The organism is Verticiella sediminum, from assembly GCF_007558815.1.
GTDB classification, from domain to species: domain Bacteria; phylum Pseudomonadota; class Gammaproteobacteria; order Burkholderiales; family Burkholderiaceae_B; genus Verticiella; species Verticiella sediminum.
In genome coordinates this window covers 213,397-229,379 of record NZ_VLTJ01000007.1, presented here as the reverse complement: position 1 = coordinate 229,379, position 15,983 = coordinate 213,397, and the positions used below count along the sequence as shown (strand labels likewise).

Here is a 15,983-nt window from a genome sequence, read left to right as displayed (position 1 = left end):
TGCCTCCGCCCGCGCTCAGGCGATCTGCCCGTCGTAAGCGTCGCGCAGCTCGCGCTTGAGCACCTTGCCGATGGCGCTGCGGGGCAGTTCGTCGATCAGGCGCACGTCGGCGAGCCGCTGCATCTTGCCCAGGCGCTCGTTGGCCCAGCCGAGCAGCGTGGCGGCATCGCACGCCGCGCCGTCGCGCAGCACCACGAAGGCGACCGGGGTTTCGCCCCAGCGCTCGGACACGACGCCGACCACGCTCACGTCGGCCACATCGGGGTGCTTGCGCACTTCGGCCTCGATGTCGCTCGGGTAGATGTTGAAGCCACCCGAGATGATCATGTCCTTCTTGCGGTCGACCAGTTGCAGGAAGCCGTCGGCGTCGAAGCGGCCGACATCGCCGGTGCGGATGTAGCGGTTGCCGTGCTCGTCGAACCACACCGCCTCGGCGGTCTTCTCCGGAAGGTTGAGGTAGCCCGTCATCATGGCGCCGGAACGGCCGACGATCTCGCCCTGTTCGCCGGGCCGGGCCGGTCGGCCTTCGTCGTCGAGCAGGAGGATCTGGTGCTTGGGTGCGGGCTTGCCGACGGTGTGCAGCTTGTCCGGGTAGCGGTCGCATTCCAGAATGCACACGCCGCCGCCTTCGGTCATGCCGTAGGACTCGATCAGCCGGCCGGGCCAGCGGCGCAGCACCTCGGCCTTGAGTTCGGCGCGAAAGGGCGCGCTGGTGCACTGCTTGACCTGGGTGGACGACAGGTCGAACTTGTCGAAATCGGGGTAGGCCATCAGGCGCTGGTATTGGGCGGGCACCAGCATGGTATGGGTCATGCGGTGACGTTCGGCCAGGGCGAGGTACTGCGCAACGTCGAACTTGCCCATGAAGACCGTCGTGCCGCCGTTGCCCATGGTCGAGAAGAAGCTGACCAGGGTGGTATTCGAGTACAGCGGGGTGGACAGCAGCGTGACCGAGTCCGGGCCGTAGGCGGTGAGCGTGGACGAGCCGCCCTGTAGCTGGGCGGCGCGCATGCCGAAGGGCTGGACGATGCCCTTGGGGGTGCCGGTGGTGCCGGACGAGTAGATGACGTTGAACGGCCAACCGGCCAGCGGCTGCACGGGGGCCGGCTTCGCGCCCTCGGGGGCCAGCCAGCCCGACAGCGGCTCGGCGCCGGCGGCTGCGTCGTCCAGGGCGATGCGGCGCACGCCCGCGGGCAGCTCGGCGAAGCTCGCCGCCGTGCCGCTGTCGACGAAAAGATGCCGGGCGCCCGAATCGGCGAGCATGGCGGCGAGGGCGGCCGGGGCGGCGGATGGTGGCAGCGGGGCGACCGCGACGCCGGCGCGCAGCGCGCCCAGGTAGACGGCTGCGTACGGATTGGAGTTCGTGGCGCAGATGGCGATGCGCCCGGTGGGCTCGATACCGTCGCGCTGCAGGGCGGCTGCGATGCGGTCCATCAGCGCGTCCAGTTCGGCGTAGGTGAGTACGTCGTCGTTGTGCAGCAATGCGCGATGCTGCGGGCGTTGCGCGGCGGTGCGCGCGATGCGCAGGGCGACCGAATCCACCGGCGTCGTATCCGTCACGGTCGTGGTGCTCATGGGTATCTCCTGTCTACTCTACTTGGATAGCATTTCGCGCGCTGCGCGGCGCGTCGTATGGGTGATCTCGATGCCGCCCAGCAGGCGCGCGATCTCGTCGATGCGGCCATTGGCGTCGAGCCGGGCGATGTGCGAGCGGGTGGCCCCGCCGGCCTGCGACTTGGCTACCTGGAACTGGGTATTGGCGCAGGCCGCGACCTGCGGCAGGTGTGTCACGCAGAGCACCTGGTGGCGCGCGCCGAGCGAGCGCAGCAGGCGGCCGACGACTTCGGCCACGGCGCCGCTCACCCCCGTGTCGACCTCGTCGAAGATCAGGGTGGGCACGCGCGCCGCCTGGCTCGCGATGACCGACAGCGCCAACGAGATGCGTGCGAGTTCGCCGCCCGAGGCGACCTTGGCGAGCGGGCGCGGCGTGGTGCCGGCGTGGCCGGCGACGCGGAACTCCACGCCCTGGTCGCCGGCCGGGCCGGGCTCCGCGTCGATCAGGCCCACCTCGAAGCGCCCGCCGTGCATGGCCAGCGTCTGCATGGCCTCGGTGACTGCGCGGCCGAGCGCGGTGGCGGCCTTGCCGCGCGCCTGGCGCAGCTTGCCGGCCGCCTTGCGATAGGCCTGTTCGGCGGCCCCGGCGCGCTGGCGCAGCCCGTCCAGATCGTGGGCCTGCTCCAGCGTTTCCAGGCGCTCGTGCAGGGCGGCGTGACGCGCGGGGATGTCTTCGGGTGCGAGGCGGTACTTGCGGGCGGCATCCATGATGGCCTGGATGCGCGCGTCGAGTTCGGCCAGGCGGGCAGGGTCCAGTTCGAGCTTGCCGAGATAGCTGTTGAGATCGGACACGGCTTCGGCCAGCGCGATGCGCGCCGATTCGAGCGCCTCGGCCACGCCCTCGAGGCCGGCATCGTGCTGCGCGAGCTGGCCGACGCGCTGTGCCGCGGCGGCCAGTTGATGGTGGGTGCTGTCGTCCGCCTCGTCGAGCTGGGCGAGGGTCTGCGCCACGCCGTCGATCAGGCTTTGCGCGTGCGCGAGCCGCTCGTGTTCGGCCTGCAACTGCGGCCATTCGTCGGCGGCCAGACCGATGCGGTCGAGATCCTCGAACTCCCATTGCAGGCGCTCGCGCTCGCTGGCCAGGCCCTGGGCGTCGCGCTCCAGCTCGGCGAGCTGGCGGGTGAGCCTGCGCCAGTCGTGCCAGGCGCCGCGGACCGCCGCGCGCAGCTCGTGATGGCCGCCATGGTCGTCGAGCAGGTCGCGCTGCGCGTCGCCGCGCAGCAGGCTCTGGTGGGCGTGCTGGCCGTGGATGTCGAGCAGGCGTTCGCCGAGCTCGCGCAGTTGCGCAACCGTGGCCGGCACGCCGTTGACGAAGGCGCGCGTGCGCCCGCCGGTGTCGACCACCCGGCGCAGGATCAGGGTGTCGCCCTCGTGGCCGAGTTCGGCCAGCCACTCGCGCAACCCGGGCGGGGGATCGAACACGGCGCTGATGTCGGCACGGCTCGCGCCTTCCCGGATGACCGAGACGTCCGTGCGCTCGCCCAGGGCCAGGGCGAGGGCATCGATCAGGATCGACTTGCCGGCGCCGGTCTCGCCGGAGAAGACGGTGAAGCCGGGCCCGAACTCGATGTCGGCGGTATCGACGATGACGAAATCGCGGATGTGCAGTGAGCGCAGCATGGAATACGGGGCGGTGGGGGCCTCAGGCCGGACAGCCGGACGCGGCGTCCTCGCCGTCGCTGTCGCCCTGCGAGGGCATGCGGTTCCAGTTGAGTTTCTGGCGCAGCGTGGCGTAGTAGCTGTAGCCGAGCGGGTGCAGCAGGCGGATGGTGTGCGCCGCGCGCCGCACGACGATGCGGTCGTCGTCGGTGAGCTGCGACCAGGTTTGCATGTCGAAGTGGGCGCTGGCGCCGGCCTCGACGCGGCCGGTGGAGACCAGCGTGATCTCGATTTCGCAATCGGACGGCAGGACGATGGGGCGGTTGGACAGCGCCTGCGGCGCGACGGGCACGAGCACCAGGCCGTGCACGCCGGGATGCAGGATGGGCCCGTTGGCCGACAGGGCATAGGCGGTCGAGCCGGTGGGCGTGGCAATGACCAGGCCGTCGGCGCGCATGGTGGCCATGCTGGCGCCGTTCACGCTGACGTGCATCTCGATCATGCCGCCGCGGCCGGCTCGGCTGAGCACGACATCGTTGAACGCCTCGGCCTCGTAGAGCACATCCTCGCCCCGGCGCACGGTGCCCGCGAGCAGGATGCGCTCGTCGGATTCGTAGCGGCCCTCGAGCACCTGGCGGATGGCGTCGGCCGCCGCGCTCAGGCGGATGTCGGTGACGAAGCCCACGCGGCCATGGTTGATGCCGACCAGGGGCACGTTGAAGCGCGCCAGCCGGCGCGCGGCGCCGAGCATGGTGCCGTCGCCGCCGATCACGATGGCCAGCGAAGCGCGCGCGCCGATTTGCGCCGCGGTGGCGGTGGGATAGGCGGTGACCCCCGTGTTGGCGGCTGTCTCGGCCTCGAAGAGCACCTCGCGGCCCGCGTCGCTGAGCTGCCCGGCCAGGGCGAGCAGGTGCCCGGCGATGCCGGCATCGTTGTGGCGGCCTATCAGGGCGACGGTGGGAAATAGCATGGGATTGCGCAAGAGGTGCCTGGTCGCTGATTATAGGGGGCGATGCCCGGCGTCGTGGCCTTGAACTGCGCGTTGGCAGCCATACCTGTCATCTGCTGCCGTGTGTTCTAGAATACCTGCCATGGATGATCGAGCGCGTGCCCTGTTGAAGGTTCTGATCGAACGCTACATTGCGGACGGTACCCCCGTCGGTTCGCGTACGCTATCCAAAGTCTTCGACCTGTCGCCGGCCACCATCCGCAATGTGATGGCCGACCTCGAGGAGCTGGGCCTGATCCACAGCCCGCACACCTCGGCAGGGCGCATTCCCACGCCCAAGGGCTATCGCGTGTTCGTCGACACCATGCTCGCGGTGCAGCCCTTCGAGCTGACGCATGCCAACATCCGCGACATGCTGCCGGTGGCCGACCCGCAGCGCGCGGTGAGCGCCGCCGCGGCGCTGCTCTCGAACCTCTCGCAGTTCGCCGGCGTCGTGCTCTCGCCCAAGCGGGCCCAGGTGTTCCGCCAGATCGAGTTCATCCGGCTGTCCGACCGGCGCGTGCTGCTCATCATCGTCACGCCCAACGGCGACGTGCAGAACCGCATCCTGTCGGTGCAGCGCGATTACCGCGACCAGGAGCTGCTGGAGGCGGCGAATTTCTTCAACGCGCATTTCGGCGGCAAATCGTTCGACGAAGCCCGGTCCGCGCTGCAGTGCGAGGTCGACCGGCTGCGCGACGACATTTCCTCCCTGATGCAGGCCGCCGTCGAAGCCGGTACCGAGGCGGCCACCGAATCCGACGACGTGGTGATCTCGGGCGGCGCCAAGCTGCTGGAAGTCGCGGACATCACCTCCGACATGGACCGCCTGCGCCGCATGTTCGGCCTGTTCGAGAAGAAGACCGAGCTGCTCAAGCTGCTCGACGTCTCCAGCCGTGCGCAGGGGGTGCAGATCTACATCGGCGGCGATTCCCAACTGGTGCCCCTGGACGATGTCACGGTCATCACCGCTCCCTACGGCGTGGATGGCAGAGTGGTCGGCACCCTGGGCGTGATCGGCCCGACGCGCATGGCCTACGAGCGCGTCATCCCGATCGTCGACATCACGTCGCGCCTGCTCTCGAACGCGCTGAGCCACCATTCATGAGCCGGGCCTGTCGCAGGCGGCCGGGTCGGCCGCCGGGCGCCGGTACGGCGGCGCCATGAGATCCCGCTTTCTGCCCGAGCCCGAGGTGCCGGCGCACGCCCCCCTGCGCGGGGTGCCCGGCATCGTCCTGGTCAACCTGGGCACGCCCAGCGCGCCCGAGCCGGCGGCGATCCGGCGCTTCCTGCGCGAATTCCTGTCCGACCCGCGGGTGGTGGAACTGCCGCGCTGGCTGTGGTGGCCCATCCTGAACGGCCCGGTGGCCTGGCTGAGGCCGCGGCGCATCCAGCACAACTATGCCTCGGTCTGGCTGCCGGGCGGCTCGCCCCTGCTGGTGCACAGCCTCGCGCAGCGCGACGCGCTGCAGGCCCGGCTGCGCGAGCGCGGGGTCGCGGCCGAGGTGGTGCTGGCCATGCGCTATGGCGAGCCCGCGCTCGCCGGGGCGATCGACGGCCTGCGCGCGCGCGGCTGCGGGCGCATTCTGGTGCTCCCGCTCTATCCGCAGTATTCGGCGAGCACCACGGCCACCGTGGTCGACGCTGTGGCCGCCCATCTGGCGCGGCTGCGCAACCAGCCCGAGACGCGCTTCGTCCTGCGCTACAGCGAGGATGCCGGCTACATTGCCGCGCTCGCCGAGAGCGTGCGCGCGCACTGGCGCAGCCAGGGGCGGGGCGGGCACTTGTTGATGAGCTATCACGGCCTGCCCAAGGCCTCGGTGGCGCTGGGCGACCCCTACCACGCCGAGTGCGAGGCGACCTCGCGCCACCTCGCCCGTGCGCTCGGCCTGGCCGACGATGCCTGGACCATGACCTTCCAGAGCCGCTTCGGCGCGGCCGAGTGGCTGCAGCCCTACACCGAGCCTACCGCGCGCGCGCTGGCCGGGCAGGGCGTGCGCACGCTGGACGTGGTCTGTCCGGGCTTCGCCGCCGACTGCCTCGAAACCCTGGAAGAAGTCGCGCAGGGCTGTGCCCGCACGTTTCGCGACGCCGGCGGCCAAGCCTTGCGCTACATCCCGGCGCTCAATGCCGAGCCGGCCTGGATCGACGCCCTGGCCACGCTGGCGGAACGCAACTTGCTAGGTTGGGCTCCCGGTTCCAGCCACGATGTGAGGACGAGTCATGACCCAACCCCCGAAGAAGACCGCCGAGAACAAGACTGACAAACGCGAGGCGGAACTGGATCGGGCGATCGACGACACTTTTCCGGCGAGCGATCCGGTCTCGCCCGATGCCGGCAAGTCCGTGCCGCGCGAGAAGGGGCGCGAGGACGCAGGCGAGCGCGAACTGGACGAAGCACTCGACGAGACCTTTCCGGCCAGCGACCCCCTGCCGGTGAACGATCCCGACCACGCGAACGACCGCGGCGCCAAGCGCTGAAGGCCATCCAGCGACCCAGGGGCCGCGGCCCCTGGGGTGGCCGACCGCGACCCCACGCTCCCATTCCTTGCGCGCAGCCAACGCGTCGCCGTGCCCGCCAGCGGACGCTGCGCGATGCCTGCCCGACCCCGGCGGCCAGGGTGGCGCACCTCCCGTGACTCTGCTGCTCTTGAAGTTCGATCCCGGTCATCAAGCACTGGCGCACTCGTTCGGCCTCGCCGGAGGCGTTGACCTGCTCGAACACATCGAGCGGACGCCTTTCGATTTGCAGCAGCGATCCAGCGCCTGGAACTCGGCGGCGAAGCGGGCCACCAGCTTGGCCTAGTTGGTTTGCAGACGACCGATGACCGACCATTGCAGGTCGGTCAAGTCCTGCATGGCCTGCCATTTGCGGTGTGCCTCCTGGACGTTATTTTCGCCCGTCAAGAAGCTGGCGAACGTGCTGCGCGCGCTGTGCCGCTGATCGAGCCACCGTTCAGGTGCTGCAGCTTGTCCGGGTTTCTGGTGATGTAGATCGCGACAATCTTTTCCTGCTCGATCTGCAAAGCGGTGGTCTGCACGATCCCGCCACCCTCGACGGTGACGAAACCGGGTAGCCCGTCGATCACGGCGTAGCGGATCAGAACCGATGGCGACTCGACGAACGCCTGCGCAAGCTGGATGTGCCGCGCCATCACCTCTGCGATGCCGATCAGCGGGCGCGGCGAGGCGGGCACTTTGCCGCCGCCATCGGTGCAGGTCGTCACGTCGTCTCCGAGTAGTGACCGCAGGCTGTCCAGGTCACCGTTACGGGACGCAGCGAAGAAGGCGGCGGCAATCTCCAGTCCACGCTCTTTCGTCACTGGGAAGCGAGGGCGGGCGGCCTGAATGTGCGCCCGTGCTCGACTGGCGAGTTTTCGGCATGCCGCGGTATCGCGATCTATGGCGCTGGCAATATCGTCAAATCCGATGCCGAAGACATCGTGCAGTAGGAATGCTGCTCGTTCCAATGGAGACAGGCGTTCGAGCACCATCATCAGCGCAAGCGTGATGTCGTCGATGGAATCCGCCCCCTCGGCTTCGACGATGGGCTCGGGCAACCACGGCCCGATATAGGCCCTGCGCCTGCGCCGAGCGGATTTCAATTCGTTCAGGCAGAGCCGGGTCACTATGGTGCGCAGCAAGGCCGCTGGCTGGCGCACCGTGTCGCGGTCAGCCGCCAGCCAGCGCAGATAGGCATCCTGAACGACATCCTCGGCATCCGCGACCGAGCCGAGCATCCGGTATGCCAGACGGACGAGACGAGGACGTATGTCGGAAAATGGCGGCTCAGTGAAAGAGGTGTCGTTCATCTTGCTGCCCGTTCGCTATGCTGCGTGAACTGCGGAGACCTGGTAGAGGCTCGGCGCGACCGATGTCGCGAGGGCGGCGAACTGCTTGAGCTGCTCCTGCGTCTCCGGCTTTTTCATGAAGCCCTCGAAATGCTCCTTCGACGCCCATTGGGCGTAGTTCACCACCTTCGTGCCGTCGAGGCTGCTGTGAATGCAGACGGAAACGAAGCCGGGCTGATGCCGGATGGTGTTCTCGGTCGATTCCGAAAGCGCCTTCGCCAGTTCGGCCTGCCAATCGGGCTCGACCTCGTAGACATTGATCAGCGTCAGGTATGTCGCTTGGGGGTCGATCGCCGCCGTGTTCTTGCTGGGCATTGTTTTTCCTTTGCAATGGTGAGATGGCAACGGCGGCTCCGGAAATCGGTGCCGCCAGAGACATGACAACGGTGGCTGCCGAAACGTGACGTGGTTGAAAACTCGACGAGAGAGTTTTTTTGAAGGTTTTCAATGCCGCGTGCGCGGCGGGCGCGGGGAGGGCCGGGCTGGCCGCGCCGATGCCTGCCTCGGCGGCAACGCCGGCCCAAGGATGGCGGTGCGGCGGCCGGCGTCCCGGCTGCTCCGTGCAAAAAAATCCTCCCATGCCCCTTGAACCCATGCCGGCAGTCCCCATGTCTGGCGAGTAACAGAGACCCTGGCGACGTTGGGGTCTCCGCCGAGATTCCAGAACACACTCGTTGCAACATGGAGGATGCCGATGTCGGCTCACCAAGATATCGATCCCAATCAACCGCCGCCGACGGGCGAGGCGGTCGACCCTCAGGCGCCGGCGGCGCCCGAGGCCGGCGCCGCGCCCGAAGCGGGGGGCGTGGACGCGGTCGACGCGCTGCAGGCCCGCGTGACGGAGCTCGAAGCCCAGCTCGCCGAGGCCCGGGACCAGGTCCTGCGCGCCCATGCCGATGCCGAGAACGCGCGGCGCCGCGCCCAGGACGAGGTGGTCAAGGCGCGCAAGTTCGGTATCGAGTCCTTCGCGGAGAGCCTGGTGCCGGTCAAGGACAGCCTGGAGGCCGCCCTGGCCCAGCCGAACCAGGAGGCCGCGGCCTGGCAGTCGGGCGTCGAATCCACGCTGCGCCAGCTCGTCAACGCCTTCGAGCGCAACCAGTTGGCGGAGATCGCCCCCGCGGCGGGCGAGAAATTCGATCCGCACCGCCACCAGGCGATCTCCTCCGTACCGGCCGAGCAGGCGTCCAACACGGTGGTGCAGGTGCTGCAGAAGGGGTATCTCATCGCCGACCGCGTGCTGCGGCCCGCGCTGGTGGTGGTGGCTGCGTAAGAGATTTTGTCGGGCGGCCGGAAAACCGGCTTGAAAACCCCGACGCCAACCCAAGATTGGATGCATCCGGGTCGTGGCGCAGCGAAGGCTGGGCGGTCCGACCCCATACACGAACAACTCTCAGGAACAACTCATCATGGGCAAGATCATCGGTATCGACCTGGGCACCACCAATAGCTGCGTGGCGGTGCTCGAGGGAGGTCAAGTCAGGATCATCGAGAATGCCGAGGGCGCGCGCACCACGCCTTCGATCGTGGCGTACATGGAAGACGGCGAGATCCTCGTCGGCGCGCCCGCCAAGCGTCAGGCCGTGACCAATCCGGCCAACACGCTGTATGCGGTCAAGCGCCTGATCGGCCGCAAGTTCGAGGAAAAGGCAGTACAGAAGGACATCGGCCTGATGCCCTACAAGATCGTCAAGGCGGACAACGGCGACGCCTGGGTCGAAGTGCGCGGCCAGAAGCTCGCGCCTCCCCAGGTCTCGGCCGAGGTGCTGCGCAAGATGAAGAAGACGGCCGAAGATTACCTCGGCGAGGAAGTCACGGAAGCCGTGATCACCGTGCCGGCCTACTTCAACGACAGCCAGCGCCAGGCCACCAAGGACGCCGGCCGCATCGCGGGCCTGGACGTCAAGCGCATCATCAACGAGCCGACCGCGGCCGCGCTGGCCTTCGGCCTGGACAAGAGCGAGAAGGGCGACCGCAAGATCGCGGTGTATGACCTGGGCGGCGGCACCTTCGACGTGTCGATCATCGAAATCGCCGACGTCGACGGCGAGAAGCAGTTCGAAGTGCTCTCGACCAACGGCGACACCTTCCTCGGCGGCGAGGACTTCGACCAGCGCATCATCGACTACATCATCGCCGAGTTCAAGAAGGACCAGGGCGTGGACCTGGGCAAGGACGTGCTCGCCCTGCAGCGCCTGAAGGAAGCTGCCGAGAAGGCCAAGATCGAGCTGTCGTCCAGCCAGCAGACCGAGATCAACCTGCCGTACATCACGGCAGATGCCTCCGGTCCGAAGCACCTGAACCTGAAGATCACGCGCGCCAAGCTGGAAGCGCTGGTCGAGGAGCTGATCGAGCGCACCATCGAGCCGTGCCGCACCGCCATCAAGGATGCCGGCGTGAAGGTGTCGGACATCGATGACGTGATCCTGGTCGGCGGCATGACCCGCATGCCGAAGGTGCAGGACAAGGTCAAGGAATTCTTCGGCCGCGATCCGCGCAAGGACGTCAACCCGGACGAAGCCGTGGCCGCCGGCGCCGCGATCCAGGGCTCGGTGCTCTCGGGCGAGCGCAAGGACGTGCTGCTGCTGGACGTCACCCCGCTGTCGCTGGGCATCGAGACCCTGGGCGGCGTGATGACCAAGATGATCACCAAGAACACCACGATCCCGACCAAGTTCTCGCAGGTGTTCTCCACGGCCGACGACAACCAGCCGGCGGTGACCATCAAGGTGTTCCAGGGCGAGCGCGAGATCGCCTCGGCCAACAAGCTGCTCGGCGAGTTCAACCTGGAAGGCATTGCGCCGGCGGCGCGCGGCCTGCCGCAGATCGAGGTCACCTTCGACATCGACGCCAACGGCATCCTGCACGTGTCGGCCAAGGACAAGGGCACCGGCAAGGAGAACAAGATCACCATCAAGGCCAATTCGGGCTTGACGGAAGAGGAAATCCAGCGCATGGTGCGCGACGCCGAGCAGAACGCCGAGGAAGACCATCGGGTCGCCGAGCTGGCGCAGGCGCGCAACCAGGCCGACGCCCTGGTGCACGCGACCCGCAAGTCGCTCACCGAGTATGGCGAGAAGCTCGATGCGCCCGAGAAGGAAGCCATCGAGAAGGCCATCAAGGACGTCGAGGACGTGCTCAAGGAAGGTGACAAGGCGCAGATCGATGCCAAGGTCGCGGCCCTGACCGAAGCCTCGCAGAAGCTCGGCGAGAAGATGTATGCCGACATGCAGGCCCAGCAGCAGGCGGGCGGCGCACAGCCGCAGCAGGAAGCCAAGCCGGCCGACGACAACGTCGTCGATGCCGACTTCAAGGAAGTCAAGCGCGACTCCTGATCGGCCGCGAGGTACAGGGAACCGCATCATGCCGCTTCGCAGGCATGATGCGGTTCCTTTTGTCCATGGGTATTGTCGTTCGCGAGCCACTGCGGCTGCGCAGGCGGACGGCGGTGTTTTTTTCGGGCCCCTGCGCGGCAGGGCCCCATGAATCCTCGGCGCGCGGGCGGCAGATCCTGCCGGCGCGCCCTCAACGCTGACGACGATGGCGAAACGCGATTTTTACGAAGTTCTGGGCGTAGCCAAGAACGCTTCGGACGAAGAGCTGAAGAAGGCCTACCGCAAGCTGGCCATGAAGTACCACCCGGACCGCAATCCGGACAGCAAAGAGGCCGAGGCCAAGTTCAAGGAGTGCAAGGAGGCCTATGAGGTCCTTGCCGACTCCCAGAAGCGTGCCGCCTATGACCGCTTCGGCCATGCCGGCGTCGATCCTTCGGCCGCGGCCGGGGCGGGCGGCGGCGCGCATTTCGCGGACGCCTTCGGCGACATCTTCGGCGAGATCTTCGGCGGCGGGCGCGCCCGGGGCGGCGGCGGCCCGCAGGTGTATCGCGGCGCCGACCTGCGCTACGGCATGGAAATCACGCTGGAGCAGGCGGCTGCGGGCTTCGACACCGAGATCCGCGTGCCCAGTTGGGAAAGCTGTGACGTGTGCCACGGCAGCGGTGCCAAGCCGGGCACTCAGCCCAAGACCTGCCACACCTGCGGTGGCGCCGGCGCGGTGCGCATGCAGCAGGGCTTTTTCAGCGTGCAGCAGACGTGCCCCACCTGCCATGGCACGGGCAAGGTGATTCCCGAACCCTGCGCGCATTGCGACGGCGTGGGCCGCGTCAAGACCAACAAGACGCTGCAGGTCAAGATTCCCGCCGGCATCGACGACGGCATGCGCATCCGCTCCTCGGGCAACGGCGAGCCGGGCGTGAACGGCGGGCCGCCGGGCGACCTGTATGTCGAGGTCCGACTCAAGCCGCATGACATCTTCCAGCGCGAGGGCGACGACCTGCACTGCGAGTTGCCGATTCCGTTCACCACGGCGGCGCTGGGCGGCGACATCCAGGTACCGACATTGAACGGGCGCGCCGAGATCACCGTGCCCGAGGGCACCCAGAGCGGCAAGACCTTCCGCCTGCGCGGCAAGGGCTTGAAGGGCATCCGTTCGAGCTACCCGGGCGATTTGTATTGCCACGTATCGGTCGAGACGCCGGTGCGCCTCACCGAAGAGCAGAAGGCGATCCTGCAGCAGTTCGCGGATTCGCTCAGCGAGGGCGGGGCGCGCCATTCGCCCCAGAGCAAGTCATGGACGGAACGGGTGAAATCGTTCTTCAGTTGAGGCCGTCGGCGCGGCCCGCGGCCGCGTGACGGTGTTGTTGCAAGGTAGTCGCTGCGCGGGCGCGCAAGTTGCGGTAGCCTCTCGCTTCGTCCGACATGTAGAGGGTGAGTGACCATGCGGGGCAGCATCGACTATCAGGCCGTCTTCCGGGCTTTCCCGCTGCCGAGCGCCTTGCTCACCCGCGACATGATCGTGGTGGCGGCGAACGACGCCTTCCTCCAACTGCTCGAGGTCAAGCCGCAGTGGCTGGTCGGGCGTTCGTTGTTCGATTGCCTGCAGGGCATGGACCCCGCCGACGTCCAGCCGTTTCGCGACGCGCTGTTCGCGCCGATGTTCCACGGCCGGCGCGAGAGCATGGTCCTGCGTCCGGGCTGGCCGGGCGCCGATGGCCAGCCGCAAGGCGCGCGCTGGCGCGCGGTCAACGTTCCGATGCTGGGCGTCACGGGCCAGCCCGAGGCCCTGCTGCACTGCCTGGTGCCGCCAGGCTACGCCGCGCTGCCGGGCCAGAATGAGGTGCTCGACGGGCAGAGCTCGCCCGGTAGCCTGGCCGCCGCGGCCGCCTTCTACACACCCGCGAGTCACGCCGAACCGCCGGTTGCCGACGCGCAGGCGGGCGCCCGCGACGCACTGCTGATCGTCAGCACCGACGCGGCGCGGCGCGAGCTTGCCGGCCTCGCCCTGCGCGAAGCGGGCTACCAGGTGTACGAGGTGGACAGCGCGGAGGCGGCGATGCGCTGTTTCGACGCCAGCCCGGCCGGCGGCCTGGGGCTGGTGTTCATCGACCTCGTGGACGGCGCCGATACGCTCGCGCGCAGCGCCTTCGCCGCGATCGACGATGTCGAGGTGCTGCAGGCGACGGGCGGAGGTGCAGGGCTGCGCACCACCCTGGGCGCGGTCAATCTGGCGCGGCCCTATACCGCGGCCCAACTGCTCAGCCAGGTCAGGCACCTGCTGCGCAACCGCGAACAGCGCCTGCTCTTTCGCGAGGCGACCGCGCAGAGCACGACCTCCGCCCTGGCCGAACCCGGCGTCACGGGCAATGCGGCGCCCGAGAGCCTGAACATCCTGCTGGTCGAGGACAGCTCGGAGACGCGCGACGCCGCGCGCGACCTGCTCGAACTGCTGGGCCACCAAGTGACGGCGGTCGAGACGGCCGAGGCGGGGTTGCAGATGCTCGCCGAGGGCGCCAGTTTCGATGTCGTCTGTACGGACGTCAGCCTGCCGGGCATGAGCGGGACGGCGCTCGCCATGGCGGTACGCCAGGAGTACCCGGAGATCGGCATCGTGATCGCTTCCGGCTACGACGATGTGGCGATCGATGCCGCCGGCCTGGGCGCGGCGGTGCTGCCCAAACCCTACAGCCCGGAGTCGCTGGAAGCGGCGCTGCGCGCGGCGCGTGCCGGTTGAGCAGGCGGGTTACAGTGGCGTTTGGTTCCCACCCGTGCGAGATCCCATGTCGCAGAACACGTCCACATCCTCCCTGACCGAAACCACGCTCGATTCCGAAGTCCTGGTGCGCGGCGGCTTCCTCGAAGTCCGGCGCGACCACGTCCGGCTACCCGACGGCGCCACCACGACGCGCGAGTACATCGTGCATCCGGGCGCGGTGGTGGTGATTCCGCTGCTCGACGACGGCAGGCTGGTCATGGAAAGGCAGTACCGCTATCCGGTGCGGCAGGCGATGATCGAGTTCCCGGCCGGCAAGCTCGATCCCGGCGAAGATCTGCAGGTCTGCGGCGAGCGCGAGCTGCGCGAGGAAACCGGCTATTCGGCGATGCAATGGGCCTATGCCGGCCAGATCCATATCGCGATCGGCTATTCCGACGAAGTGCTGCACGTCTATCTCGCGCGCGGCCTGCGCGCGGGCGAGCGCAAGCTCGATGAAGGCGAGTTCCTCGATGTGTTCACCATGTCGCGCGACGAGCTGGCGCGGGCCTGCCTGGACGGAAGCATCACGGACGCCAAGACGCTCTCATGCGCGCTGCGCTTGCGCGCAATGGACGAGGGCGAGTGGCAGCCCGATTGGCAGCCGGCCAGGCTGGGTTGACCACCAGCCAAAAAGCAAGCCTGGCCGCGCGCGGCCATGAAACTGCGGTGCTGCGATCCGGCGCACAGCGGAGCCGGCTTGTAGGGTGCAGGTGCTGGCTTGACGGGCCCGAATGACTGGCTATCTCAATCCTCGAACACGTCGTCCAGCCCCGCCGCATCCAGCACGCGCAGCAGCCCCGCCTGGAGGGTGTCCGGCGACGCGGCCTGCACGCGCTCGCGGGCGTGCGTGGGCAGCGGGCCGAAGCGGCGTTCGAGCTGGGAGGACAGTGCCTGGCGCAGCCCGTCGTGGCGGCCTGTCAGCGTGCAGGAGGGGGTGGACCTGCCTTCGCATGCGCCGCGCCCCAATCGCGCACGACGCCGGGCAGAATGCCGCTGGCATAGGCGCCGGCTCCCTGGGTGAGAAACACCGAAAAGTCGGCGTCGGCGGTAGTGTCGGCGCGGTCGGAGATGGTGCGTATCACGGCGAACGGCCGCTCGAACTCGTGGCATACCTGGGCCACCGCCGCCCCCTCCATCTCCACGCACAGGGCGTCCGGCGCGGCCGCGCGCACCGCCGCCATGGTCTGCTCGCACTTGACGAAGCGATCGCCGGTGGCGATCAGGCCGCGATGCGTGCGTGGCGCATCCAGCCGCAGCCGGCCTTCGCTCGCCGCGGCGATCGCGCCGGCCGCGTCCTGCGCCAGGAAGCGGTCAGCGCTGCGCCGCAGCATCCCGGACAGCTCGGGGCAGGCGCCAAAGCGCGTCATGCCGAGCAGCGGTACCTCATAGGGCGGAAAGATCGGGCTGGCGTCGAGGTCGTACTGCATGAGCGTATCGGCGACGACCACGTCGCCCACCCGGACCTCGGCGTGCACGCCGCCGGCCAGGCCGGCGACCAGCACGGCGTCGGCGTCGAACTCCCGGATCAGCGTGACGGTGGTGGCTGCGGCCGCGGCCTTGCCGATGCGCGCCATGGCAATGACGCAGTCGACGCCTTCGATGGCGCCCTCGTGGAATTCACGGCGTCCGATCAGGTGGCGGCGGGGGCCGGTCATGGCGGCCAGCAAGGCCTGGATTTCGTCTGGCATGGCGGCCAGGATGGCCAGAGTGGGCATGGCGTGACCTCGTACGGCGTGAACTCGCTGACAGCGCAGGGGCGGGGGCCGGGAACGGCCCGGATGAAACAAGCGCGCATTATCGCCGAGTCCAGCGTCGTGCCGGATTTGTGCGGTGTCGCGTTTAAT

The 15,983-nt window shown here is 68.5% G+C and carries 15 protein-coding genes and 1 pseudogene; 8 read left to right on the top strand and 8 right to left on the bottom strand.

Annotation, left to right across the window (positions count from 1 at the left end):
- Positions 1-15: 15 nt before the first annotated feature.
- The 3 genes from FOZ76_RS04410 to FOZ76_RS04400 are packed head-to-tail and all read right to left on the bottom strand — an operon-like array spanning position 16 to position 4,183.
- A complete protein-coding gene (locus FOZ76_RS04410; protein WP_143946917.1) occupies positions 16-1,575 on the bottom strand; it encodes a class I adenylate-forming enzyme family protein in 1,560 nt (519 codons plus the stop codon).
- A gap of 18 nt (positions 1,576-1,593) precedes the next feature.
- On the bottom strand, positions 1,594-3,234 hold the full coding sequence (recN, locus tag FOZ76_RS04405) for a DNA repair protein RecN (RefSeq protein WP_143946916.1): 1,641 nt from the start codon (positions 3,232-3,234) through the stop codon (positions 1,594-1,596).
- 22 nt (positions 3,235-3,256) lie between these two features.
- Positions 3,257-4,183: an NAD kinase gene (locus FOZ76_RS04400; RefSeq protein ID WP_143946915.1), complete on the bottom strand. Its 927-nt coding sequence runs from the start codon at positions 4,181-4,183 to the stop codon at positions 3,257-3,259.
- A 121-nt stretch (positions 4,184-4,304) separates the two neighbouring features.
- On the opposite strand from FOZ76_RS04400, the gene hrcA reads away from it, so the two are divergent.
- Genes hrcA through FOZ76_RS04385 form a run of 3 tightly spaced genes read left to right on the top strand, consistent with a single transcriptional unit; the run spans position 4,305 to position 6,682 of the window.
- Complete coding sequence (gene hrcA, locus FOZ76_RS04395; protein WP_143946914.1) at positions 4,305-5,309, top strand: heat-inducible transcriptional repressor HrcA; 1,005 nt, start codon at positions 4,305-4,307, stop codon at positions 5,307-5,309.
- Between the two features lie 55 nt (positions 5,310-5,364).
- Positions 5,365-6,465, top strand: coding sequence for a ferrochelatase (gene hemH / locus FOZ76_RS04390; protein WP_143946913.1), 1,101 nt, complete (start codon positions 5,365-5,367; stop codon positions 6,463-6,465).
- Positions 6,425-6,682, top strand: a complete 258-nt coding sequence (locus tag FOZ76_RS04385; protein ID WP_143946912.1) for a hypothetical protein — start codon at positions 6,425-6,427, stop codon at positions 6,680-6,682. The genes hemH and FOZ76_RS04385 overlap by 41 nt, the downstream gene beginning before the upstream one ends.
- Before the next feature lie 205 nt (positions 6,683-6,887).
- Here FOZ76_RS04385 and FOZ76_RS27860 read toward each other — a convergent pair.
- The 3 genes and pseudogenes from FOZ76_RS27860 to FOZ76_RS04370 all read right to left on the bottom strand — a co-directional run.
- Positions 6,888-7,102, bottom strand: a pseudogene (locus FOZ76_RS27860) (YggS family pyridoxal phosphate-dependent enzyme); the annotation flags it as partial.
- Positions 7,103-7,104: 2 nt separating this feature from the next.
- Positions 7,105-8,013 carry a sigma-70 family RNA polymerase sigma factor gene (locus tag FOZ76_RS04375; RefSeq protein ID WP_143946911.1) on the bottom strand — a complete coding sequence of 303 codons (909 nt, stop codon included), beginning with the start codon at positions 8,011-8,013 and terminating at the stop codon, positions 7,105-7,107.
- Positions 8,014-8,028: 15 nt separating this feature from the next.
- Complete coding sequence (locus tag FOZ76_RS04370) at positions 8,029-8,367, bottom strand: antibiotic biosynthesis monooxygenase family protein (RefSeq protein WP_143946910.1); 339 nt, start codon at positions 8,365-8,367, stop codon at positions 8,029-8,031.
- 379 nt (positions 8,368-8,746) lie between these two features.
- Between FOZ76_RS04370 and grpE the strand changes: the two genes are divergently transcribed.
- From grpE to FOZ76_RS04345, 5 genes are all read left to right on the top strand, one after another.
- Positions 8,747-9,322: a nucleotide exchange factor GrpE gene (gene grpE, locus FOZ76_RS04365; protein WP_143946909.1), complete on the top strand. Its 576-nt coding sequence runs from the start codon at positions 8,747-8,749 to the stop codon at positions 9,320-9,322.
- A gap of 136 nt (positions 9,323-9,458) precedes the next feature.
- Entirely contained in the window at positions 9,459-11,384 is a 1,926-nt protein-coding gene (gene dnaK / locus FOZ76_RS04360; RefSeq protein WP_143946908.1) for a molecular chaperone DnaK, read from the top strand.
- Between the two features lie 205 nt (positions 11,385-11,589).
- Positions 11,590-12,711, top strand: coding sequence for a molecular chaperone DnaJ (dnaJ, locus tag FOZ76_RS04355; RefSeq protein ID WP_143946907.1), 1,122 nt, complete (start codon positions 11,590-11,592; stop codon positions 12,709-12,711).
- Between the two features lie 114 nt (positions 12,712-12,825).
- Positions 12,826-14,118 carry a response regulator gene (locus tag FOZ76_RS04350; RefSeq protein ID WP_143946906.1) on the top strand — a complete coding sequence of 431 codons (1,293 nt, stop codon included), beginning with the start codon at positions 12,826-12,828 and terminating at the stop codon, positions 14,116-14,118.
- A gap of 46 nt (positions 14,119-14,164) precedes the next feature.
- Entirely contained in the window at positions 14,165-14,758 is a 594-nt protein-coding gene (locus tag FOZ76_RS04345; RefSeq protein WP_143946905.1) for an NUDIX domain-containing protein, read from the top strand.
- Between the two features lie 125 nt (positions 14,759-14,883).
- On the opposite strand, the gene FOZ76_RS04340 is transcribed toward FOZ76_RS04345, so the two are convergent.
- Both FOZ76_RS04340 and FOZ76_RS04335 read right to left on the bottom strand, forming a co-directional pair.
- Positions 14,884-15,105 carry a hypothetical protein gene (locus FOZ76_RS04340; protein ID WP_143946904.1) on the bottom strand — a complete coding sequence of 74 codons (222 nt, stop codon included), beginning with the start codon at positions 15,103-15,105 and terminating at the stop codon, positions 14,884-14,886.
- Positions 15,057-15,854 carry a 5'-methylthioadenosine/adenosylhomocysteine nucleosidase gene (locus FOZ76_RS04335; RefSeq protein WP_143946903.1) on the bottom strand — a complete coding sequence of 266 codons (798 nt, stop codon included), beginning with the start codon at positions 15,852-15,854 and terminating at the stop codon, positions 15,057-15,059. Before FOZ76_RS04335 ends, FOZ76_RS04340 begins: the two co-directional genes overlap by 49 nt.
- Between the last annotated feature and the right edge of the window lie 129 nt (positions 15,855-15,983).